This is a genomic window from Paenibacillus piscarius (assembly GCF_022234545.1).
GTDB classification, from domain to species: domain Bacteria; phylum Bacillota; class Bacilli; order Paenibacillales; family Paenibacillaceae; genus Paenibacillus_AQ; species Paenibacillus_AQ piscarius.
In genome coordinates this window covers 486,563-503,970 of sequence record NZ_JAIEUI010000003.1, presented here as the reverse complement: position 1 = coordinate 503,970, position 17,408 = coordinate 486,563, and the positions used below count along the sequence as shown (strand labels likewise).

Below are 17,408 nucleotides of genomic sequence, written 5' to 3'. Positions count from 1 at the left end.
ATGAATTGTGCAAGCCGGTTAGCCCATCATCAGTCCCATTTCGGCAGCGGCCTCCTTCAGAATGACCGCATACTCCTCCAGCGTATCCCGCGACAGGCGGCTGACCGGTCCCGACAGCGAGAGTGCTGCCACCACACCGCCGGAACGGCCGGCAATCGGCACAGCCACAGCAGCTGCACCCGGCTCGCGCTCCTCGAAGCTGGTCGCATATCCGCAGCGGGTGACCTCCTTGAGCTGCTCAAGGTACTGGCTCCGCTCGACCGTCTCCGGCCAGGACGGATCTGCCAGCAGCCGCACCTGCACCTCCGGCGGCGCATAGGCGGCCAGCACCTTGCTGGAGGCGCCTACCGAGAGCGGCAGCCGCGCGCCGATCTGCGCGACCCGGCGGATGGCCTGGCGGCTCTGGACCGCCTGAATGCGCACGCGCTCCAGGTTGTCACGCAAATAGAGGCTGACGGTCTCCCCCAGGCGGTCACGCAGCCGCTCCATGGCCGGCAGCAGCAGCGCCGCCGGTTCATTCAGCGTCGGCAGATGTGTCGACAGCTCCCAGATACGGATGCCGAGGCGGTATTTGTCCGTCCCCTCATCCCGCTGCAGGAAGCCCTTCTCCTCCAGCGTGGTCAGCAGACGGTGAACCGTGCTTTTATGCAGGCCAATCTTGGCGGCGATTTCCGTCAGACTCAGGTCATAATCTTGATCCTGAGTGAAGCACAGCAAGATATCCAGCGCGCGCTCTACGGCGCGTACGGTCAGTTTTCGGTCTTCCACCCCGATCTCCCCTTCACATGTTTCACCTATTGAAACCCGGTTACATTATTATTATGATAGTTCTATCTTAGTGCATGTGCCTAAAAAAAGTCCAGTATATTCATCAGGCCTTTCAGCCGGCCCACAGTTTACAGTTACATTACAAAAAAGGCGATTTCATTGACTTTATAAGGGCATAATTTTACGATTAAATATATGAACTATTCATGTAACTAATCTATAGGAGGGGACCTTATGAATCTGGCAACAAGTCATCATAATGCGCCGGTCTCCCGTACCCCTAACGAGGACAAACCCGCCTCAGCCCCTATAATTTCGCTGCGGATGATACGCTTCAAGCACATCGTTGTAGCCTTGCTGTTGTCCGTGTTCTTCTTCTTCGTCTTCTGCTTCATTGCCTTGCACGGCTATATTGCCTGGGTGCTCTCGAATCCGACGGTAGCGCCTCTGTATTCCAACCCTTATGAGGCCAAAGGTCTGGCTTACGAGGACATTACCTTTCCGGCGAAGGACGGCAGCCGCATAATGGAGGGATGGTATATCCCGTCCAAGGGCTCTACTAAGACGATCATCTTCAGCCACGGCTACGGCGCCAACCGCGAAGAGAGCTGGGTGCCCATGTATGATCTGGCCCATTATGCGCATAGCCTGAGATTCAATGTGGTGATGTTCGATTACGGCTTCGCCTCCAAGACCGACAGGGATATCGCCACCGGCGGCAAAAAAGAATCCCAGCAGCTGCTTGGGGCGATCGAGTTCGCCAAGAACGAAGGGGCTGACCAGATTGTGGTCTGGGGCTTCTCGATGGGAGCAGGCACCGCCCTGCAGGCCGGCCTTGTGACCAAGGACGTGGATGCGATGATTCTGGACAGCACCTTCCTGCTGGAGCCGGACACCCTGTACCATAACATCAAGCAGAATATCAATCTCCCCCGCCAGCCTTCGCTGGAGATTATGGAGATGCTCTTCCCGGTGCTGAACGGCACAGGACTGAATCAGATTCCTTATTCCAAGGTCAAGTCGAAGGATTATCCGTTCCCGGTGCTCTTCATGCATGGGACGAAGGATGATAAGGCGCCATATCCGATTGCCGAAGAGCTGGCCGCTAATCAGAGCAACCCGTATTCAAGTTCCTGGATTGTGGAGGGCAGCCATCATGAACTGCTGTTCCGCGAGCATCCGCGCGAATATCTCCGCCGGGTCTCGGCCTTCCTCGGCAATGTGCAGCTTGCCTCCATCAGCGGGGAAGGCGGCAGCTCCACAGCGAGCAGATAAGCTAAGTATACAAGCATGTGCAGATGTATCCCGGATACATTCTGTGCATGCTTATTTTGGCTGTGCTCCGCAGAGCCAGTCTCATAAGCCGCCCCGCCCCCGCATATAATGAAGCGTTGGAATTTAAGGACGGGAGGATATGTCATGCCATATGTATATGTCACACCGCTGCCGGTGCAGCTTCTGGGAGAGATCGCCTTCTGGAAGAACCAGGAGAAGGAACACGCCGAGGTGCTGATCCAGATAATCCCGCGGCTGGAAGAGCCTTATGTGAAGCTGCTGCAGGATTGGGCCGTAGTCTTCCTGGCCACAGAGCAGGCGGCGCAGAGCCTGCTTGCCCTTCCGCAGACTGCAGCCCCCGGTGCTCCGGGAAGCCAGGCAGCTGAGACGGAGCTGCTGGTCCACACCGCCTGTGACCAGTCGGCTGAATTCATCCGCCATCTGAAGGCCATGAAGGAGGCCAGCGCGGCGGTCAATGCCTATCCCCTGGCCGGAACCACCATCTCCCACTTTATCCGGGAGTCCGAATATTTCCTGGCTGTGCTTGCCGCCATGACCCCTGCGGATTACGGCTCCGGGATGATGCGCATGAATCCGCAGAAGCAGAATGAGCCTGCCGCCCCCGGGCCGGCCGCAGATAGCCTGCAGGGAACAGGCACCTTCACCATTCCGTTATGGGAATCACGCGAGGCGGGGATGGTCCCTATCGGCGGCCATACCCTTCCCCCGCTGCCGTATGCCTACAATGCCCTGGAGCCGTACATTGACGAGAAGACCATGAGGATTCATCATGACAAGCACCACCAGAGCTATGTAGACGGACTCAACAAAGCAGAGAAGAAGCTGGAAGAAGCACGCATGAGTAACGATTATGATCTGGTCAAGCACTGGGAGCGGGAGCTGGCCTTCAACGGGGCAGGCCATTATCTGCACACCATCTTCTGGAATGTGATGTCCCCGCAGGGCGGCGGCCGCCCGAACGGAGCGCTGCTCGACGCCATCGAACGCAGCTTCGGCAGCTACGACGCCTTCAAGGCCCAGTTCACTGAGGCCGCCAACAAAGTGGAGGGCGGCGGCTGGGCCCTGCTGGTCTGGAGCCCGCGCAGCCGCAGACTGGAGATCCTGACAGCCGAGAAGCACCAGAACCTGTCCCAGTGGGATGTAGTGCCGCTGCTGGCGCTCGATGTATGGGAGCACGCCTACTACCTCAAGCATCAGAACAACCGTGCGGATTATATCCAGGACTGGTGGAAGGTCGTGAACTGGCCTTACGTCGCCGAGCGCTACAGCGCCGCCCGCAAGCTGGTGTGGCAGCCGTTCTAGAGCCGGATGTGGTCGGTTTTCCGACCACATCCGGCTCACGCGCCTACGCTCACAACTTATCCACACCGAACGAAAATCATAATTCCTAATCTACAAAAAAAGCCCGCCGCCACAATGAAGTGGCAGGCGGGCTTATCCATTCCTACTCCTTGATCAGGGCCAGGAACTCGGCCCGGGCGGCAGCATCCTCGCGGAAGGTGCCGCGGGTCGCCATCGTAACGGTCTTGCTGCCCGGCTTCTTCACACCCCGGGCGCACATGCACAGATGCTCGCCTTCAACTACGACCATGACGCCATGCGGATTCAGCACCTCTGTCATAATGTCGGCGATCTGGGCGGTAATCCGCTCCTGGACCTGCAGCCGGCGGCTGACGGCTTCAACGAGCCGGGCCAGCTTGCTGAGCCCGGCGATACGGCCGCTGGGCACATAGCCGATATGCACTTTGCCGAAGAAAGGAGCCATGTGATGCTCACACTGGCTGTAATAGACAATATCCTTCACGATCACAAGCTCTTCATGCGACTCGTCGAAGGTTACGCCCAGCGCTTCGCGCGGGTCCACCGAATATCCGCCGAAGATCTCCTCATACATCCGCGTCACTCTGGCCGGTGTCTCCAGCAGGCCTTCACGGCTGGTATCCTCACCGACCAGTTCCAATATCTTCTGAACATGGTATTCAATCTGCTCGCGGTTCGCAGCTACCTTCCCGTTCAAGTATTCCTTGAGTCCCCCCATGACATCTCCCCCTTCCGCACTGCAACTGGCTCTAATTCTATTTCACTGTTCCGCTTATTTCTTCTTGCGGGCTGCTCCCTTGGACGCTGCCGGTGCACGCCCAGGCTGATTGCCATTACGCATCATCTGCTGGGCACGCTGCATCTGCTTGCCGTTCAGGTTATACCCCATTTGCTTGGCAACCTTCTGCAGCATTTCAGGATCATTCTGCATACTGGTCATCTGTCTGCGCAGATAGTATACGCCGATGAAGAAACCGCCGATCAGACCCACAACAAGTGTAATAATAGGCAAAGCAATATTCATCTGTAATCCACCTTTGTACTCTAGTGTCTGGACATGCCTGATGAAGGCACGCGAATCTATCATAGCATTTCAACAACTGGACAGCAATTGGTAATTACGGCTGCCGTCAGGCTTAATCCAGCTCATTCCCGCTCCGCTTCCTTCTGCTCCCGAAGCTTGCTTAGCGCCCGTTCCAGCATCTCCCGGACCGCCAGGTCCTCTTCCCGGTCAAGCGCCTGTTCAACGGCGGCAAGGGCCTCGCTGCCGCCGATGCGGCCAAGCGCCCAGGCTGCCGTCCCGCGCATCTCAGGGCGCGGCTCCTTAAGCACAATCTCCGTCAGCTTCGGAACTGCCGCAGCCTCCTTGAAGTTGCCGAGTGCAATGACCGCGTTGCGCTGAATCGGCTTCTTGCCGCGCCAAGCCGCGCTGCTGCTGCCGAACTTCTCCTTGAACCCGCGGTTGCTGAGGTCCAGAATCGGCAGCAGCAGCGGCTTGACGATCTCGGGATCCGGCTGAAGCTGCGGGCGGTGGTTCCAGTTCTTGCCCCGGTTATGCGGGCAGACAATCTGGCAGGTATCGCAGCCGTACAGCCGGTTGCCGATCTTGGTCATATATTCCTCGCTCAGGAACCCCTTGGTCTGCGTCAGATAGGAGATGCAGGCCTGGGCATTAAGCTGGCCGGGACCGACCAGAGCCCCGGTAGGGCAGGCATCGATGCATTTCGTGCAGTCGCCGCAGCCCTCCTCAACAGGCTGGTCGGGCGGCAGAGGAAGATTCGTCACCATCTCCCCCAGATAGATCCATGATCCCCACTTGGGGGAGATGATCGCGCAGTTCTTGGCGCTGAAGCCGATCCCGGCCCGCTCCGCCACGGCCCTATCCACCAGTGCTCCTGTGTCCACCATGCTCTCCATCACTGCATCGGGGACACGCTCCCGGATGAAGCTCTCCAGCTTCGCCAGTGCCTCGCGGAGGACATGGTGATAATCCTGGCCCCAGGAGGCCCGGGCCAGAATGCCGCGGCGTGCGCCCGGCTCCGACTTGGGCGGGTCCTCCAGCTTGGAGGGATAGGCAACGGCAATCGCAATAATCGAGAGCGGCTGCTCCCCTGACGGCAGCGCCGGCACGGTCCGCTTATCCAGATCCGGCTCCTCGAAGCCGGATTCATAACCGTTGTCCCGGTGCTGCTGAAGAATATTCTTCAAATATAAAAACGGCTCCGCAGTGGCGAACCCGATATCATCAATACCGAGTTCGGATGCGGCCGCCTTGATGTCAGCCTTCAGCTCCTCCCACCGTGAAGGGGGCGGAGCATAAGAGGCCTGAGTGTTGAAGTTCATTTCCGCGCTCCTTTTGTGGATAGAATAGATGAGGCACCCTGCTAGAAGGTTTGCAGCCTGGAGAAGGGCCACCAGATCAGCGAGACTTTGCCCACGATGCTGCTCCCCGCTACCGCACCGAAGTAGCGGCTGTCCTTGCTGGCCCCGGCATGGCGGTTATCCCCCATCACGAAGTAAGTCCCCTCCTGCACCGTCAGCGCGCCGAAATCGGGATCTTGAATGGTGGTATCCGTATACGGCTCCTCCACCTGCTTGCCGTTGACGTAGAGCTGCCGGTCCTTCACCTCGACAATATCGCCGGGGATACCGATGATGCGCTTCACCAGATACTCCTTGCGGTCCGGTCCGGTGCTGGGGTCGTGCAGAACGACAATCTCCCCGCGGCCCGGGCTGCCGAAGCTCAAAGAGATTTTATTGATAATCAGCTTCTCGCCCTCATACAGGGTAGGCTGCATAGACTTGCCGATGACGGTAGACACATTGAACACATAGATATTAAGCAGAGACATGACCGCGAATACGATCCCCGCAATAATGATCCACTCCCGCAGCTCCTTCAGCCAGGGTCTTCCGGCCCTGCTTCCCTGCTTGCGGTGGGTTACAGATCTGTATCTCTGCTTGCGGCTACGCATGAATACTTCTTCAAGCTCAGGGTTCATAGGTCACCTACTTGCTTCCATTAGGTTATCCGATCCATAACAATAGAAAAGCATATCTCCCGCCCATTTGCAATGGACACAGGGAAGATATGCTTTAGTATAATGAAACAGTTCATGCAGGAATGTCCTCTAGCGGGAAGCATCTCCTGTCATTGTTCTCTACTCTACACTTGTTTCCGCTTACAGTGCCGGTTCGCTATAGTTACCCGACAATGCTTAGCTTGCGCACGGATTTGAAGATCTGGTTCTCGTCATAACCCATTGCTTCATACAGCGGCATGGCAAAGGAATTGTGCTCATCAAAGGCAACATAGATTCCGCTGACCTTGCGCGCCTGAAATCTGTTCTCCATCGCCGTTACAAGACTCCTGCCGACTCCTCTGCGGCGGTAATCCGGATGGACAGCAATGCGGAAATAGCATCCGTGATTCTTCTCAATCGTACCAATCAGCGCACCGATGATTTCCCCGTCATCCTCTGCAACTACAATGAGATCAGAATCCCATGAAAGCTGCCTGGAGAAGGGCTCGATCGTGCTCTCGAAACATTCTTCCGATAATGCGGTCTGCAGCAATTCAGTCACTGGAGTAACGTCGCTTAATTGAAAGGAACGAACGTGCATGCGTAAAAGTCTCCCTTTGGCTTAGAATTTAACAAAAAGAAGGGGTTTCCATAACAGTATAAAGTGGAAAAAAGCATCAAAAACCGAGGAATACCTGCTTTTAAATCTATTAAAGCACATATTTCTCGCGATATCACCATTTTTCTTTGGAAAGCGCTTTATATGAAGCGTTTTCATTAAATAAACTTTCATATTTAACATATTTTAGGTTATAATTGCAGTCTAAAAGTCCTGCCTCCGGGGCTCTCCGCGTTTACACAGCCCTAACAATTCATGCGATCTACAGGGCCGCAAATACTTTTCAAACACTTATGTTTGTTTAGTGTTGCATTATTGTTCCAGATACGTTTTAATAAGAATATCTCACCGGTTATCTGACCGGTAGGCACCATCATGTTCAAATCCAACATATACTCAGGAGGGATTTTTCCATGGCATTTCAATTACCGGCACTTCCGTACCCGAACAACGCGCTTGAACCACACATCGATGCACTGACGATGGAGATTCACCATGACAGGCACCATAACACTTATGTGACGAACCTGAACGCCGCACTGGAAAAGGCACCCGAGCTGCAAGGCAAAAGCATCGAGGATCTGCTGAAGGATCTGAACGCTGTACCGGAAGCGATCCGCACTGCGGTCCGCAACAACGGCGGCGGACATGCCAACCACACCCTGTTCTGGGAAGTGATTGGACCGAATGGCGGCGGCGCACCAACCGGCGCACTGGCAGCAGCTATTGACAGCGAGCTGGGCGGCTTCGACAAGTTCAAGGAAGATTTCGCTACTGCTGCAACTACCCGTTTCGGCAGCGGCTGGGCCTGGCTCGTGGTGAAGGATGGCAAGCTGGCAATCACCAGCACTCCTAACCAGGACAACCCGATCAGCGAAGGCGCAACTCCGATTCTCGGCCTCGATGTATGGGAGCACGCGTACTACCTAAACTACCAGAACAAACGTCCTGACTACATCAAGGCGTTCTGGAACGTAGTGAACTGGGAAGAAGTCGGCAAACGCTACGACAGCGCTAAGTAAGCACATTCAGCCGGATAGGCTGTTATACAGCAGACAGGTTCACCTCTTGCCCGCAAGGCAGAAGTGAACCTGTCTTTTTGTTTGCTTTTTACAATCATTTATTGCAAGTACTGGGCAGAAAGCGCCTCATACTCACGCTGAGTTACCGGAATCACGGTTCCGTGCCGGGGACTGGCCGGCAGGCTGTAGTCCGCGGCGACACGCCACTCGCCGGAATCAAGATCCTCCGTCTCCAGCGGGATGTACCCTCTCCCCCCGAATTCATCCACGAACAGATACCATTTCTCCTCCGTATTCGATTTGAACAGGGTCGGGCCTTCAATACCCTTCACTCCCCCTACACCGTCACTCAGCCGCTTCACAGCGGACGTAAATATGGAATCCAGCGACTCCTGGAACACCATTTTGCCAAAAGGAGCCTCCGCTCCCTGCTCGCGTTCATCCTTGGTGAATCTGTAGATCTTGCCGTTGTGGGCGACCATCGTGGTATCTATAACCGAATACCCGTAGTCCATATAGATCTGCGGCTCCGTAAAAGTACGGAAATCCCGTGTCTTGCTGTACATCATCTTCTGATACGCATCTCCGCTATGGCTGGCATCGGCGTACATCCGCGAGGCCCAGAACACGATGTATTCCCCGCTCTCCGGGTCATAGAAGGCCTCAGGGGCCCAGGTGTTGCCTGCTTCCGCCGGCGAGACCAGCGCCTCCCGCGGCGCGGACCAGTCTACGAGATTATCCGACTCCCACACGATAATTGCCCGGCTGCCCTGTGTCTGGGCTGCGCCCCAGTCCCAGTTACCGTTGATCTTCAGATCGGTGGCGATCAGATAGAAGCGGTCCCCCTCCGGCGAACGGAGGATGAACGGGTCCCGCACTCCCATGGCGCCCAGCGTGGAGGTCAGCACGGGACGGCCCCCGTTCAGCTCCTTCCAGTGCAGCGGGTCGTTGCCTTCGCTGAGGGCGAAGTAGACCTGTTCGCCGTCCTCCGTGCCTTCACCGGTGAAATAGCTGAACAGGTAACCGGCATAGGCCTCCGCAGGCGGAAGCTCTTCGGCTTGGGCTGCCTGGGCCGGCCGGTTCGCCTGAGCTCTCTGCTGCTGCCCAGAGACAGCGGCTTCCCCGCCGCTATCCGGTCCGCCTGCTACCAGCGTGACCACCGACTTGGCGGGAATGACCGCCTCGAACACCTGATCACCGCGCGCAGCCGCATCCTCTCCACGCGCCAAATCCAGCTGTGCGCTGGTCACATAAGACTTCAGCGACGAAGCCTTCAGTCCCAGCCCGCTTAGCGTGAGCTGCACGCGCCGGTCCTCATCGCTGTCATTCACCAGCACCGCGGCTATACTCTGCTCCCCCTCATGCCAGTATGCCGAGCCAAGTAGGCCGCTGCCGGCCTCCTGGCTCAGCCCGGTGAGCGCAATCCGCTCCGCGCCGGGACGGATGAACCGGCTGTAATTGCCCAATGACCACAAGATCTTCGAGGTCAGAATGTTCTGCTCATCCCCGGCCTGCTTGAAGTCAGTGTAGATCAGGCCGTCCTTATAATCCACCTTGGATACTGCGGTCCACCACTGCCAGGCGGCAGCATTCGCCTCTGTTAGATCGAAATGGATCGTCCGCGCCACCTGCAGGGCAGGCTCCATCCCCAGATCCCGTCCCGGGCCATAGTCACCCATGATGCAGTATTCGGTGACCCAGTACTTGGCCTGGGGATCGTATTGCTTCAGGTTGCTGTCCAGCAGCCTTCTCAGCTTCACCAGCCGGTCATCGCCCGAATGACTGTAGTCAGACCAGTAGGAATGCGAGGCAATCTTGTTGCCTACCGCCGCCTTAAGCTCAGGGTCACCGAGCAGCTCCTTGATATACTCCCGGTACTTGCCGAGACCCAGGCTGTTCGCTCCGCTGGAGTAGACGCCGCTGCCCGTAAACTCCCGGTAGTGCTCGTCATCCAGCAGGGAGGTAATCTCCACTCCGTCCGGTGCGCTGATCTGCGTCATAAGCCCGCTGCTGCGCAGCTGGCGGTTCAGCTCCAGGATCACACGCTTCAGATCCTCGTTATTGTACCGGCTGGCTTCCTGCTGGGCCAGATTCCAATCCCAGGTCGGCTCATTAATGGGGCTGATATAATCGAATTCCAGCCCCTCCTCCTCGAAGTGCCGGAGGACATCAATCAGGAAGGCGGCGAAGTCCGCTTCAGCGCCTTCCTTCAGATTGCTGGAACCAACATCAGGGCCCGGCTGGGCATGGCCATTTCGGGTCATCCAGACCGGCGGGCTGTTGACGAAGGCAATCAGCGACTCCACTCCGCGCTCCTTGGCGGCCCGCAGGAACCACTGCTGCCCGGCCTGCCTGCTCCAGTTGTACGGGCCGTCCTCCGTCATTTTGAATGCTTCGCTTCTTCTCCACGGGTCAGGAATAATGGCCTGATCGGTCTCTGCCGAACCGGCTCCAATATTGAAGCGCCAGGCCGACAGCCCGATGCCCGTGTCCCGTGAGAAGAGCAGATCGGCCACCTTGTTCTTGTTCTCTTCAGTCCAATCCTTCCCCAGGGGGTCCATGGACCAGGCATCGGATGCGCCAAAGTTATCGATGGTCTGATAGCGGATGCTGCCGTCTATCGTGATTACCGCATCCGGCGGGATCTGGTGCTGCACAGGGGTTTCCTCCTCTATCTTGTTACTGTTGGTGCCGGTGTTGCTGCCGGGGCTTGCGGGGCTGTGGAATAAACCAAATACGCCAAGGACAACCGCAGCCGATACTAGAACGCCAACGGCAACCATTAGCCGCCTGCTTCTCATTATCATCCTCCTAACCGACTAGGCCGGAACGTTCCACACTCTCCACGAAATGCCGCTGAACGAAGACATAGAGAATAATCAGCGGCAGAATGGCCATCAGCACGCTGGTGTTCATCATCATGGACATGAAGAACGGGTCCTGGACGAGCGAATTCGCCGCCTGGCCGCCGCCGGTCATGTACGTGGCAATCCCGTAGCCGGCCGAGGACATCATCGAAGACATCACCTTCGGCTCGTTCAGATACATATTGGTGAAGAACGAATCGTTCCATTGCCATACGAAAGAGAACAGCATTACCGTCACCATGGACGGGATGGCATTGGGCAGAATTACCCGTGCGAAGGTGGCAAAGTAGCCCGCCCCGTCCACATACGCCGCCTCCTCAATCTCCCGGGGGATGCCCCGGAAGAACTGGCGGAAGATGTACACATACAGGCCGGTCTTCACGCCCATGCCGAGCACCGCCGAGATGATAAAAGGCCAATACGTATTGATCAGATTCACCGGATTGCCGGTGAACAGCTTCAGCAGGCCCAGCAGGTCAAAGTTCTTGAAATGCAGGTACAGCGGAATCATAATCGTCTGCGAGGGGACCAGGATCGTAAAGATCACGCAAGCGAACAGCAGTCCGCTCCCCCTGAATCTGATCCGGGCGAAGCCGTAGCCGGCCAGGACACAAATAATAGTCTGCAGAATCATAACCGCAGAGGACAACAACAGGGTATTCTTCAGGACCACAGGATAATTCATCGCGGTGAACACCAGCTTGAAGTTCTCCAGCGTGAAGGCCTGCGGAATCCAGATCACAGTGGAATCATATAGATCGTCCATGCTCTTGAAGGCAATCGACAGCTTCAGCAGAATCGGGTATAGAATGACAAACGAGATGCCGAACACCAGCACGAACCGGGCAATCACCCATAGCCATTTCTTCGTAAATTCGGTCCAGTAGGCGCTTGATGCCAGCCGGTGCAGCCGCTCTTTGGCGGAACGGTGCGGCATTGCTGCCGTCTCCGTCTTCATGATAGTTCCTCCTTCCAACCGCTAGTCTTGATAGAAGACTTTACGCGAGATGAGTGCCGTCGTGATCCACAATAACAGCGCAATGATGGCAAAATACATCCAGGACATGGCTGCGCTCAGCCCGAAGTTGAAGCTCTTGAACGCGGTATCCACCACCATGCGGCTGGTCTGGTCACTGATGAAGCTGTCGATGATGGTGTAGACCAGATTCGTCAGGATCAGCGGGCTGATCATCGGGAAGGTGATTTTCCAGAACGCCTCGTAGCCTGTGGAGCCTTCGATCTTGGCCGCTTCATATAGTGAAGGGGAAATCGATTGCAGCCCGGCCAGGAAAATCAGAATCTGCACCCCGGACTGGCTGACGATCTCATAGATCCGGCTGACCGCCCCGGTCAGATACTCGACCACCGTAACGCTCATCCCCGATTCAACCAGCATTGTGGTCAGCTCCAGATTCTTGATAACCGACAGCCCTCCGCCTGTAGTGTCATTCGCGCTCCGCACAACTGACTGCATCAGGTCGCCGTTCTCGATGCTGGCAATAATCCCCGAGGCCAGAATAACAGGCAGGAAGAAGATCGCTCTGGCCAGCACTCGGCCATGGAATTTCTGATTGAGCAACACGGCAAAAAACAGGCTGAAAATCAGAATCAGCGGGGTGTTCAGCACAATATCCAGCACCGATCCCGTCAGGGTGCGGACATAAGACTCATGCGAGAACAACGCCTCGCGGTAATTGGATAATCCGATATACTTCAGTGTGAACCCCTCGTCATTAACCTGAAGGTTGCTCAGGCTGAACCGCAGAGAAGAGAGCAGCGGCGTCAGGAACAGGAAGCAGAAGCCTACAAACCAGGGGAGAATGAAGTACAGCCCGTAATACCTGTTTTTCTGCTCCAGGGACAGCTTCTTGAATTTCATTGCAGCTTCTCACCTCCAACCCAATAATTCCGCCCGTCTATGGTCACTCCGCCAATGCTGACCGGTGTATCGTTATAATTCACAACAATGGCCGTTCCCGCTTCAAAAACCGTCTGGAACACGCCGGGAGCAAGCTCCATATGCTCCGTAATCGGCTGGGCATGGACCTTCCGCAGCACGCTGCTCAGCTCCTGATATTGCTTCGCTGCCTGATCGATCCAGCTCCGGTAATCCGCAGAGTACAACTGGTCGAAGCCGGTCATTTTGATGGCGGAGGGGTCGGCGTAGAACCAGGTATAATACGGTGCGCTTCCCGTCTCTAATGCCTTCAGGAGACCGAGCGCGGCGTCCTGATCATCCGCCATATTCCAGGGGGTCCCGGCGTATTGCAGATAGCCGTGATACACCATCTGAAAGAACGGAACACTCTCATCCGTGAGATTGAAGCCGCTGCTCTGCATCGGCGCAGCAACGATATGGCGGGCGAAGGGCAATGCATACGCATTGCCTCCCTCCACCATCAGCTCAGGCACCGGACCGCTCATCCGCTCCAGTTGCTCTGTGACAACCCCCTCAGCCTGCTGGCGGTCCATAACCTTCCCGTCCGTGAAGTCGGAATTCAGCTCAGCGCCGAAATCGCGCAGCGACAAGCCGGTCAGCCCAAGCTCTTCATAATCCTCCAGGAAGCCGTTCACTGCGGCAGGCAGAGCCCCGGGACTGACCACATAACCGGAGGGCTGCTTCATATCCTGCTTGAGCAGAGACAGATTGTAAGGGTAGACCTGGGCCAGCTTGCCGGTAATCAGCCGGGAGGCCTGGGACTTCTTGAGGCCCTTGGCCTCCGGGAAGCTCTGCAGGAAGGTGGCGTCAGGATACAGCCCGATGCCATGCTCCTGTGCATAAGCCTGCAGCGCCTTCAGCCCCTTGGCTCCGCCAAGCTTTTTATCGACAGAGACGGACTTCGGATAATCATGGCTGATGCCGCCGTTGAACCATCCGGTGTACCGCAGCTTAATCCCCCCGATCCCCTTCTCCTGCATCTGCTCCAGAATGGTCCGGGCCTCCTTGAAGGAGGTCAGCGGCTCGTACGCCGTGTAAGGGATGCCCAGGAAGAACTTCTTCTTCGGAATGCCGCCGATCAGCTCCAGGTAGAATGGAAGCTCCGTATCTCCCTCTAACCGCGTCAATTGCTTATGCTCGCTTAAGTAATCCCGGTAACGCCCGGCCATGCCCGAATAGCTGGCCTCCTGCCGGTCCAGGAAGCTGTAGGCCACCGCAATATCCCCGGAGAAGACGCTGGACTGGAACTGCTTCACTGTGCTGGAGCGCCAGCCGTTGGTCAGCGTCACTTCCTCCAGACTGCCCAGCGTATAACTGGAGAAGACGGTGTTAAATTGATTCAGCCGTCCGCTGACATCCGCTTCCACGGCAGCGACCGCATCCCCCTCTTCAATCACCGCCAGGAAGCCGCGGTCCTTGTATTTCATGCCGAAGACGGGCAGACGGGCCGTCTCCTCCTGCTGCATTTGCCCCAGCTGACGAAGCGCCGCATCCGGTCCATACAGGGCAGTCCGGTAAGGCGTGGCGTACAGCTTGTTATTATTGAAATGGATCAGCGAGCCGGAGCCGTCCGGCACCAGGCTGTAGCCTTCATCCTCCGTTCCGCTTGCCCCGAAGAAGGGGAGCAGAGAGAGCGTCTGGATATGCATCGCCTCCGGGTACTGGACCTTATCGCCGGGAATGCTTACCCGCAGGCGTTTCCCGTCCAGCCGGTATTCGAGCGGGAGCGTCACTACGGCTGCCCCGCCTTCCTCTTCGCCGTAGGCTGCTTTATCAATGGCAATCTGGTCCTCGCCGTATCCGATCTGCCCGAAGATGCCGGTTACTTTTTTGAGGCCGACGCCCTTGAGGGAGGTATCTCTCCGTTCGTAGCGCTTATTCTTCTCATCGTATCTGAACCGCTTGTCGATCTCTTTCTTGTCGCGCTCATTGTCGATCCGGTCCATAATCAGGGTGCGGAACCTCTCTTCGCTGATATACTTGGGAATGGCGTCGATGCTGCTCTTCACCTCCCCCAGCGTATACACGATGCTCAGGCTGTCCCCGGTCTGTTCAACCGTGAACTGGCCGCTCTGCACGCTGTGGGTGTAATTGTCGTAGCTCATCAGATTGCCCTTGCTGTCATAATAGGTCAGCTCCGCCTGTACGTTCAGCAGGGACTTATTGTATCCGGTGGCAACGGCATCCTCCCCGCGGTCCTGCGGATTGGAATACCAGAGCGCTCCGCTTGCCTTGTCCCGGACGGCAATCTCCGTGGTGGCCCGGTTCAGATACAGGGTCAGATACTCGTTGTCCAGAACGGCCTCCAGCTCTGCGGACAGCTCCGGCGGCGCAGCGGTGTCCTGCGTCTGCTGTAAATCAGGCTGCGCCGCCGCTTTAGAGGCGGGTTCAGCCGCCAGACGGGCGGACTGCGGTACGGCTGCCCCGGCAAGCATAAGCACGAGTGCAAGGATGGTTAGCTTTTTCTTCAAGGCCAGGCTCCTCCTTTCTTATCCGCGCAGGGACAGCTCCTGATAGATGGTGTAGACAAAACTGACAATTTGCTGGATCAGATTGAAGAACAACAGGCCCAGGAAGATGATAATGCCCACCACCGCCAGTGTCAGCAGCATGGTTGTAATGGTCTTGAGCACCGTATACTGATGCACCGTCATCGTCCCGATGAACAGCAGCCACAGGAACCACAGTGTCGCGAGCGAATCCAGCAGATGATAAAAGGACGCTTCACGCAGCGTAATCATATTGCTGAGCAGAATATTGGGGATGTTGACCAGAATCAGCGGCAGCAGCGCGTATCCCGTCGTGATTACGATCTCCATGAATTTGCCCTCGCCGTCCATCAGGGTCGTCAGCGACCAGTTGGCCAGACACCACAGCAGGAACGGGAAGACGATATACTTCAGCTCATTGATGCTGTTCAGCTCCAGCGGATGGTTGTAATTGACCACATAGCCCACGTACTGGCGCTTCACGATCATGGTCAGGGTAAGTGCGAATAGAATGCCTACGGCCATGCGCAGCTTCCCTTTGTTCTCGTATTTCAGATCCCAGAATCCGTCGAAGGGGTGCACTGCTACATGCAGTGAATATTTAATATCCTTAAGAAACGGCATCCTGAGCCACCCCCTTCTGTCTTGGCCGCTTCACCAGGCGGACCGCTGCAGCGCCCCCCAGCAGCAGCACTATGAGTCCGGTCATATAGACACTGAAATGCTCGCGCATATACTCCCGCCGGTATTTGCCCAGCGCCTTGGAATAGTATTCCCGGTCATTGCCCAGCTTCAGGTAAGTCATGGCCTCTTTGTATTCGCCCTGGCGCAGCAGCGACTTGCCGATGCCGACATAGGCCATCTCATAGTTGGCATCCAGCTTCAGCACCTCCCGCCACAGCTTGGCGGCTTCGTTATGCTTGCCGGAGCTATACAGCTGATTGGCTTCATTCACCATGCTGCCGAACCGGGTTACCTTGAATTCGGTAATTCTCCCCAGATCGCGGTCCAGCACGTAAATGGCGTTGCCGTAGCTCTCCACCGCCGCCGGATTCTTGAACGTGCCGAGCTGGCTGCCCAATTGGCCGATGACATACAGCAGATTGCCGTCCTCATTGTAGGTGAAGACCCGCCCGCGTGTAGCATCCAGTGTGCGGTAGACCCCATTTCGCGCCACATCAATATCAATGAACGCCGATCGCTCCATGCTCAGGTCGCCGATCGGCGCGATCTCCCCGTTCACCCTCAGGACGTCGATGCCGGAGGGATTGAGCCGTTTGACCGGCGAGAAGGTTTTTTTGTCTACTGTCGTGGTATAGATGAAGCCGTCCTGATCAACATCGGCGTTATTGAATTCCAGCGGAATGAACTGCACCATCTTCTCCCGCTGCTCCTTGGTGGAGACCGACTTCCAGAACAGATCCACCGGATCGAACTGTACCCGGTTGGTGCCCATGAACCCCGTGAATTGCCCGTCGCTGTCGAATTCGATCAGCCCTTCATAGACACCCCTGCCGACGACATAGATGCGTCCCGCCTTGTCTACAATCACCTTGCGGGGAAAATATTCGAACGTCTCGCCGATCACATCCGCCTTCGGCGCTCCGATCTCCCGGATAAAGCGTCCGGCGCTATCCAGCTCCACCAGCCGCCGGTTCTCCGTATCTGCCACATAGATCCGGCCTTCCCCCGTCACGAAGAGACCCTCGGGGTTATTGAAGCGTTCTTCCTTGCCTCCGTTGCGGAAGCCTTCAATAGTGCGCACAGTGTTCCACTGCTGATTCAGCACGACAATCCGTCCGTTCCCTGAATCCAGGACATAGAGCAGTCCCTCCGGGGAGACGAACAGGTCGCCCGGGGCGGTCCAGGCCCCTGTTCCGGCCTCAAGCCCGGTGATTGCCCGCGAGGGAAGATAAGCAATCGGCGACTTCACCGCTTCGCCCCAGTAGGAATAGGTATACCCGTCATACGGTGCGGCTTCCGCCGGCCTTGGACACAGGCAGGCCAGCAGCAGCACCGATACCAGTACCAGCATCGATGACTTTATTCTCAACCCTAACGCCTC

At 56.7% G+C, this 17,408-nt stretch carries 14 protein-coding genes and 1 pseudogene; 3 read left to right on the top strand and 12 right to left on the bottom strand.

Annotated elements, in window-relative coordinates:
* Nucleotides 1-18: 18 nt before the first annotated feature.
* Nucleotides 19-768 (bottom strand): IclR family transcriptional regulator, encoded by a 750-nt coding sequence (locus K1558_RS08270; RefSeq protein ID WP_238650939.1) that lies wholly within the window; start codon nt 766-768, stop codon nt 19-21.
* Between the two features lie 234 nt (nt 769-1,002).
* Between K1558_RS08270 and K1558_RS08265 the strand changes: the two genes are divergently transcribed.
* Together K1558_RS08265 and K1558_RS08260 are read left to right on the top strand one after the other, a co-directional pair.
* Complete coding sequence (locus tag K1558_RS08265) at nt 1,003-2,043, top strand: alpha/beta hydrolase (RefSeq protein ID WP_238650938.1); 1,041 nt, start codon at nt 1,003-1,005, stop codon at nt 2,041-2,043.
* A gap of 144 nt (nt 2,044-2,187) precedes the next feature.
* Entirely contained in the window at nt 2,188-3,366 is a 1,179-nt protein-coding gene (locus tag K1558_RS08260) for a Fe-Mn family superoxide dismutase (protein WP_238650937.1), read from the top strand.
* A 142-nt stretch (nt 3,367-3,508) separates the two neighbouring features.
* Here K1558_RS08260 and folE read toward each other — a convergent pair whose 3' ends face one another.
* The 5 genes and pseudogenes from folE to K1558_RS08235 all read right to left on the bottom strand — a co-directional run bounded on the left by folE (nt 3,509) and on the right by K1558_RS08235 (nt 7,008).
* Nucleotides 3,509-4,102, bottom strand: a complete 594-nt coding sequence (gene folE, locus K1558_RS08255; protein WP_238650936.1) for a GTP cyclohydrolase I FolE — start codon at nt 4,100-4,102, stop codon at nt 3,509-3,511.
* 54 nt (nt 4,103-4,156) lie between these two features.
* Entirely contained in the window at nt 4,157-4,408 is a 252-nt protein-coding gene (locus tag K1558_RS08250) for a YneF family protein (RefSeq protein WP_238650934.1), read from the bottom strand.
* A 125-nt stretch (nt 4,409-4,533) separates the two neighbouring features.
* A pseudogene (gene queG / locus K1558_RS08245) lies at nt 4,534-5,727 on the bottom strand (tRNA epoxyqueuosine(34) reductase QueG); the annotation flags it as partial.
* A gap of 41 nt (nt 5,728-5,768) precedes the next feature.
* Complete coding sequence (gene lepB / locus K1558_RS08240; protein WP_238650931.1) at nt 5,769-6,386, bottom strand: signal peptidase I; 618 nt, start codon at nt 6,384-6,386, stop codon at nt 5,769-5,771.
* 202 nt (nt 6,387-6,588) lie between these two features.
* Nucleotides 6,589-7,008 (bottom strand): GNAT family N-acetyltransferase, encoded by a 420-nt coding sequence (locus K1558_RS08235; RefSeq protein ID WP_238650929.1) that lies wholly within the window; start codon nt 7,006-7,008, stop codon nt 6,589-6,591.
* Between the two features lie 431 nt (nt 7,009-7,439).
* Between K1558_RS08235 and K1558_RS08230 the strand changes: the two genes are divergently transcribed.
* Complete coding sequence (locus tag K1558_RS08230; protein ID WP_238650928.1) at nt 7,440-8,048, top strand: superoxide dismutase; 609 nt, start codon at nt 7,440-7,442, stop codon at nt 8,046-8,048.
* 98 nt (nt 8,049-8,146) lie between these two features.
* Here K1558_RS08230 and K1558_RS08225 read toward each other — a convergent pair whose 3' ends face one another.
* Genes K1558_RS08225 through K1558_RS08200 form a run of 6 tightly spaced genes read right to left on the bottom strand, consistent with a single transcriptional unit; the run spans nt 8,147 to nt 17,396 of the window.
* Nucleotides 8,147-10,849, bottom strand: a complete 2,703-nt coding sequence (locus K1558_RS08225; protein WP_238650927.1) for a glycoside hydrolase — start codon at nt 10,847-10,849, stop codon at nt 8,147-8,149.
* A 10-nt stretch (nt 10,850-10,859) separates the two neighbouring features.
* Nucleotides 10,860-11,873, bottom strand: coding sequence for a carbohydrate ABC transporter permease (locus tag K1558_RS08220; RefSeq protein WP_238650926.1), 1,014 nt, complete (start codon nt 11,871-11,873; stop codon nt 10,860-10,862).
* Nucleotides 11,874-11,894: 21 nt separating this feature from the next.
* A complete protein-coding gene (locus tag K1558_RS08215; RefSeq protein WP_238650925.1) occupies nt 11,895-12,794 on the bottom strand; it encodes a carbohydrate ABC transporter permease in 900 nt (299 codons plus the stop codon).
* Nucleotides 12,791-15,325, bottom strand: coding sequence for a DUF5696 domain-containing protein (locus K1558_RS08210; RefSeq protein ID WP_238650924.1), 2,535 nt, complete (start codon nt 15,323-15,325; stop codon nt 12,791-12,793). Before K1558_RS08210 ends, K1558_RS08215 begins: the two co-directional genes overlap by 4 nt.
* Nucleotides 15,326-15,343: 18 nt before the next feature.
* Nucleotides 15,344-15,967: a Yip1 family protein gene (locus tag K1558_RS08205; protein WP_238650923.1), complete on the bottom strand. Its 624-nt coding sequence runs from the start codon at nt 15,965-15,967 to the stop codon at nt 15,344-15,346.
* Nucleotides 15,954-17,396 (bottom strand): tetratricopeptide repeat protein, encoded by a 1,443-nt coding sequence (locus tag K1558_RS08200; RefSeq protein ID WP_238650922.1) that lies wholly within the window; start codon nt 17,394-17,396, stop codon nt 15,954-15,956. Before K1558_RS08200 ends, K1558_RS08205 begins: the two co-directional genes overlap by 14 nt.
* Between the last annotated feature and the right edge of the window lie 12 nt (nt 17,397-17,408).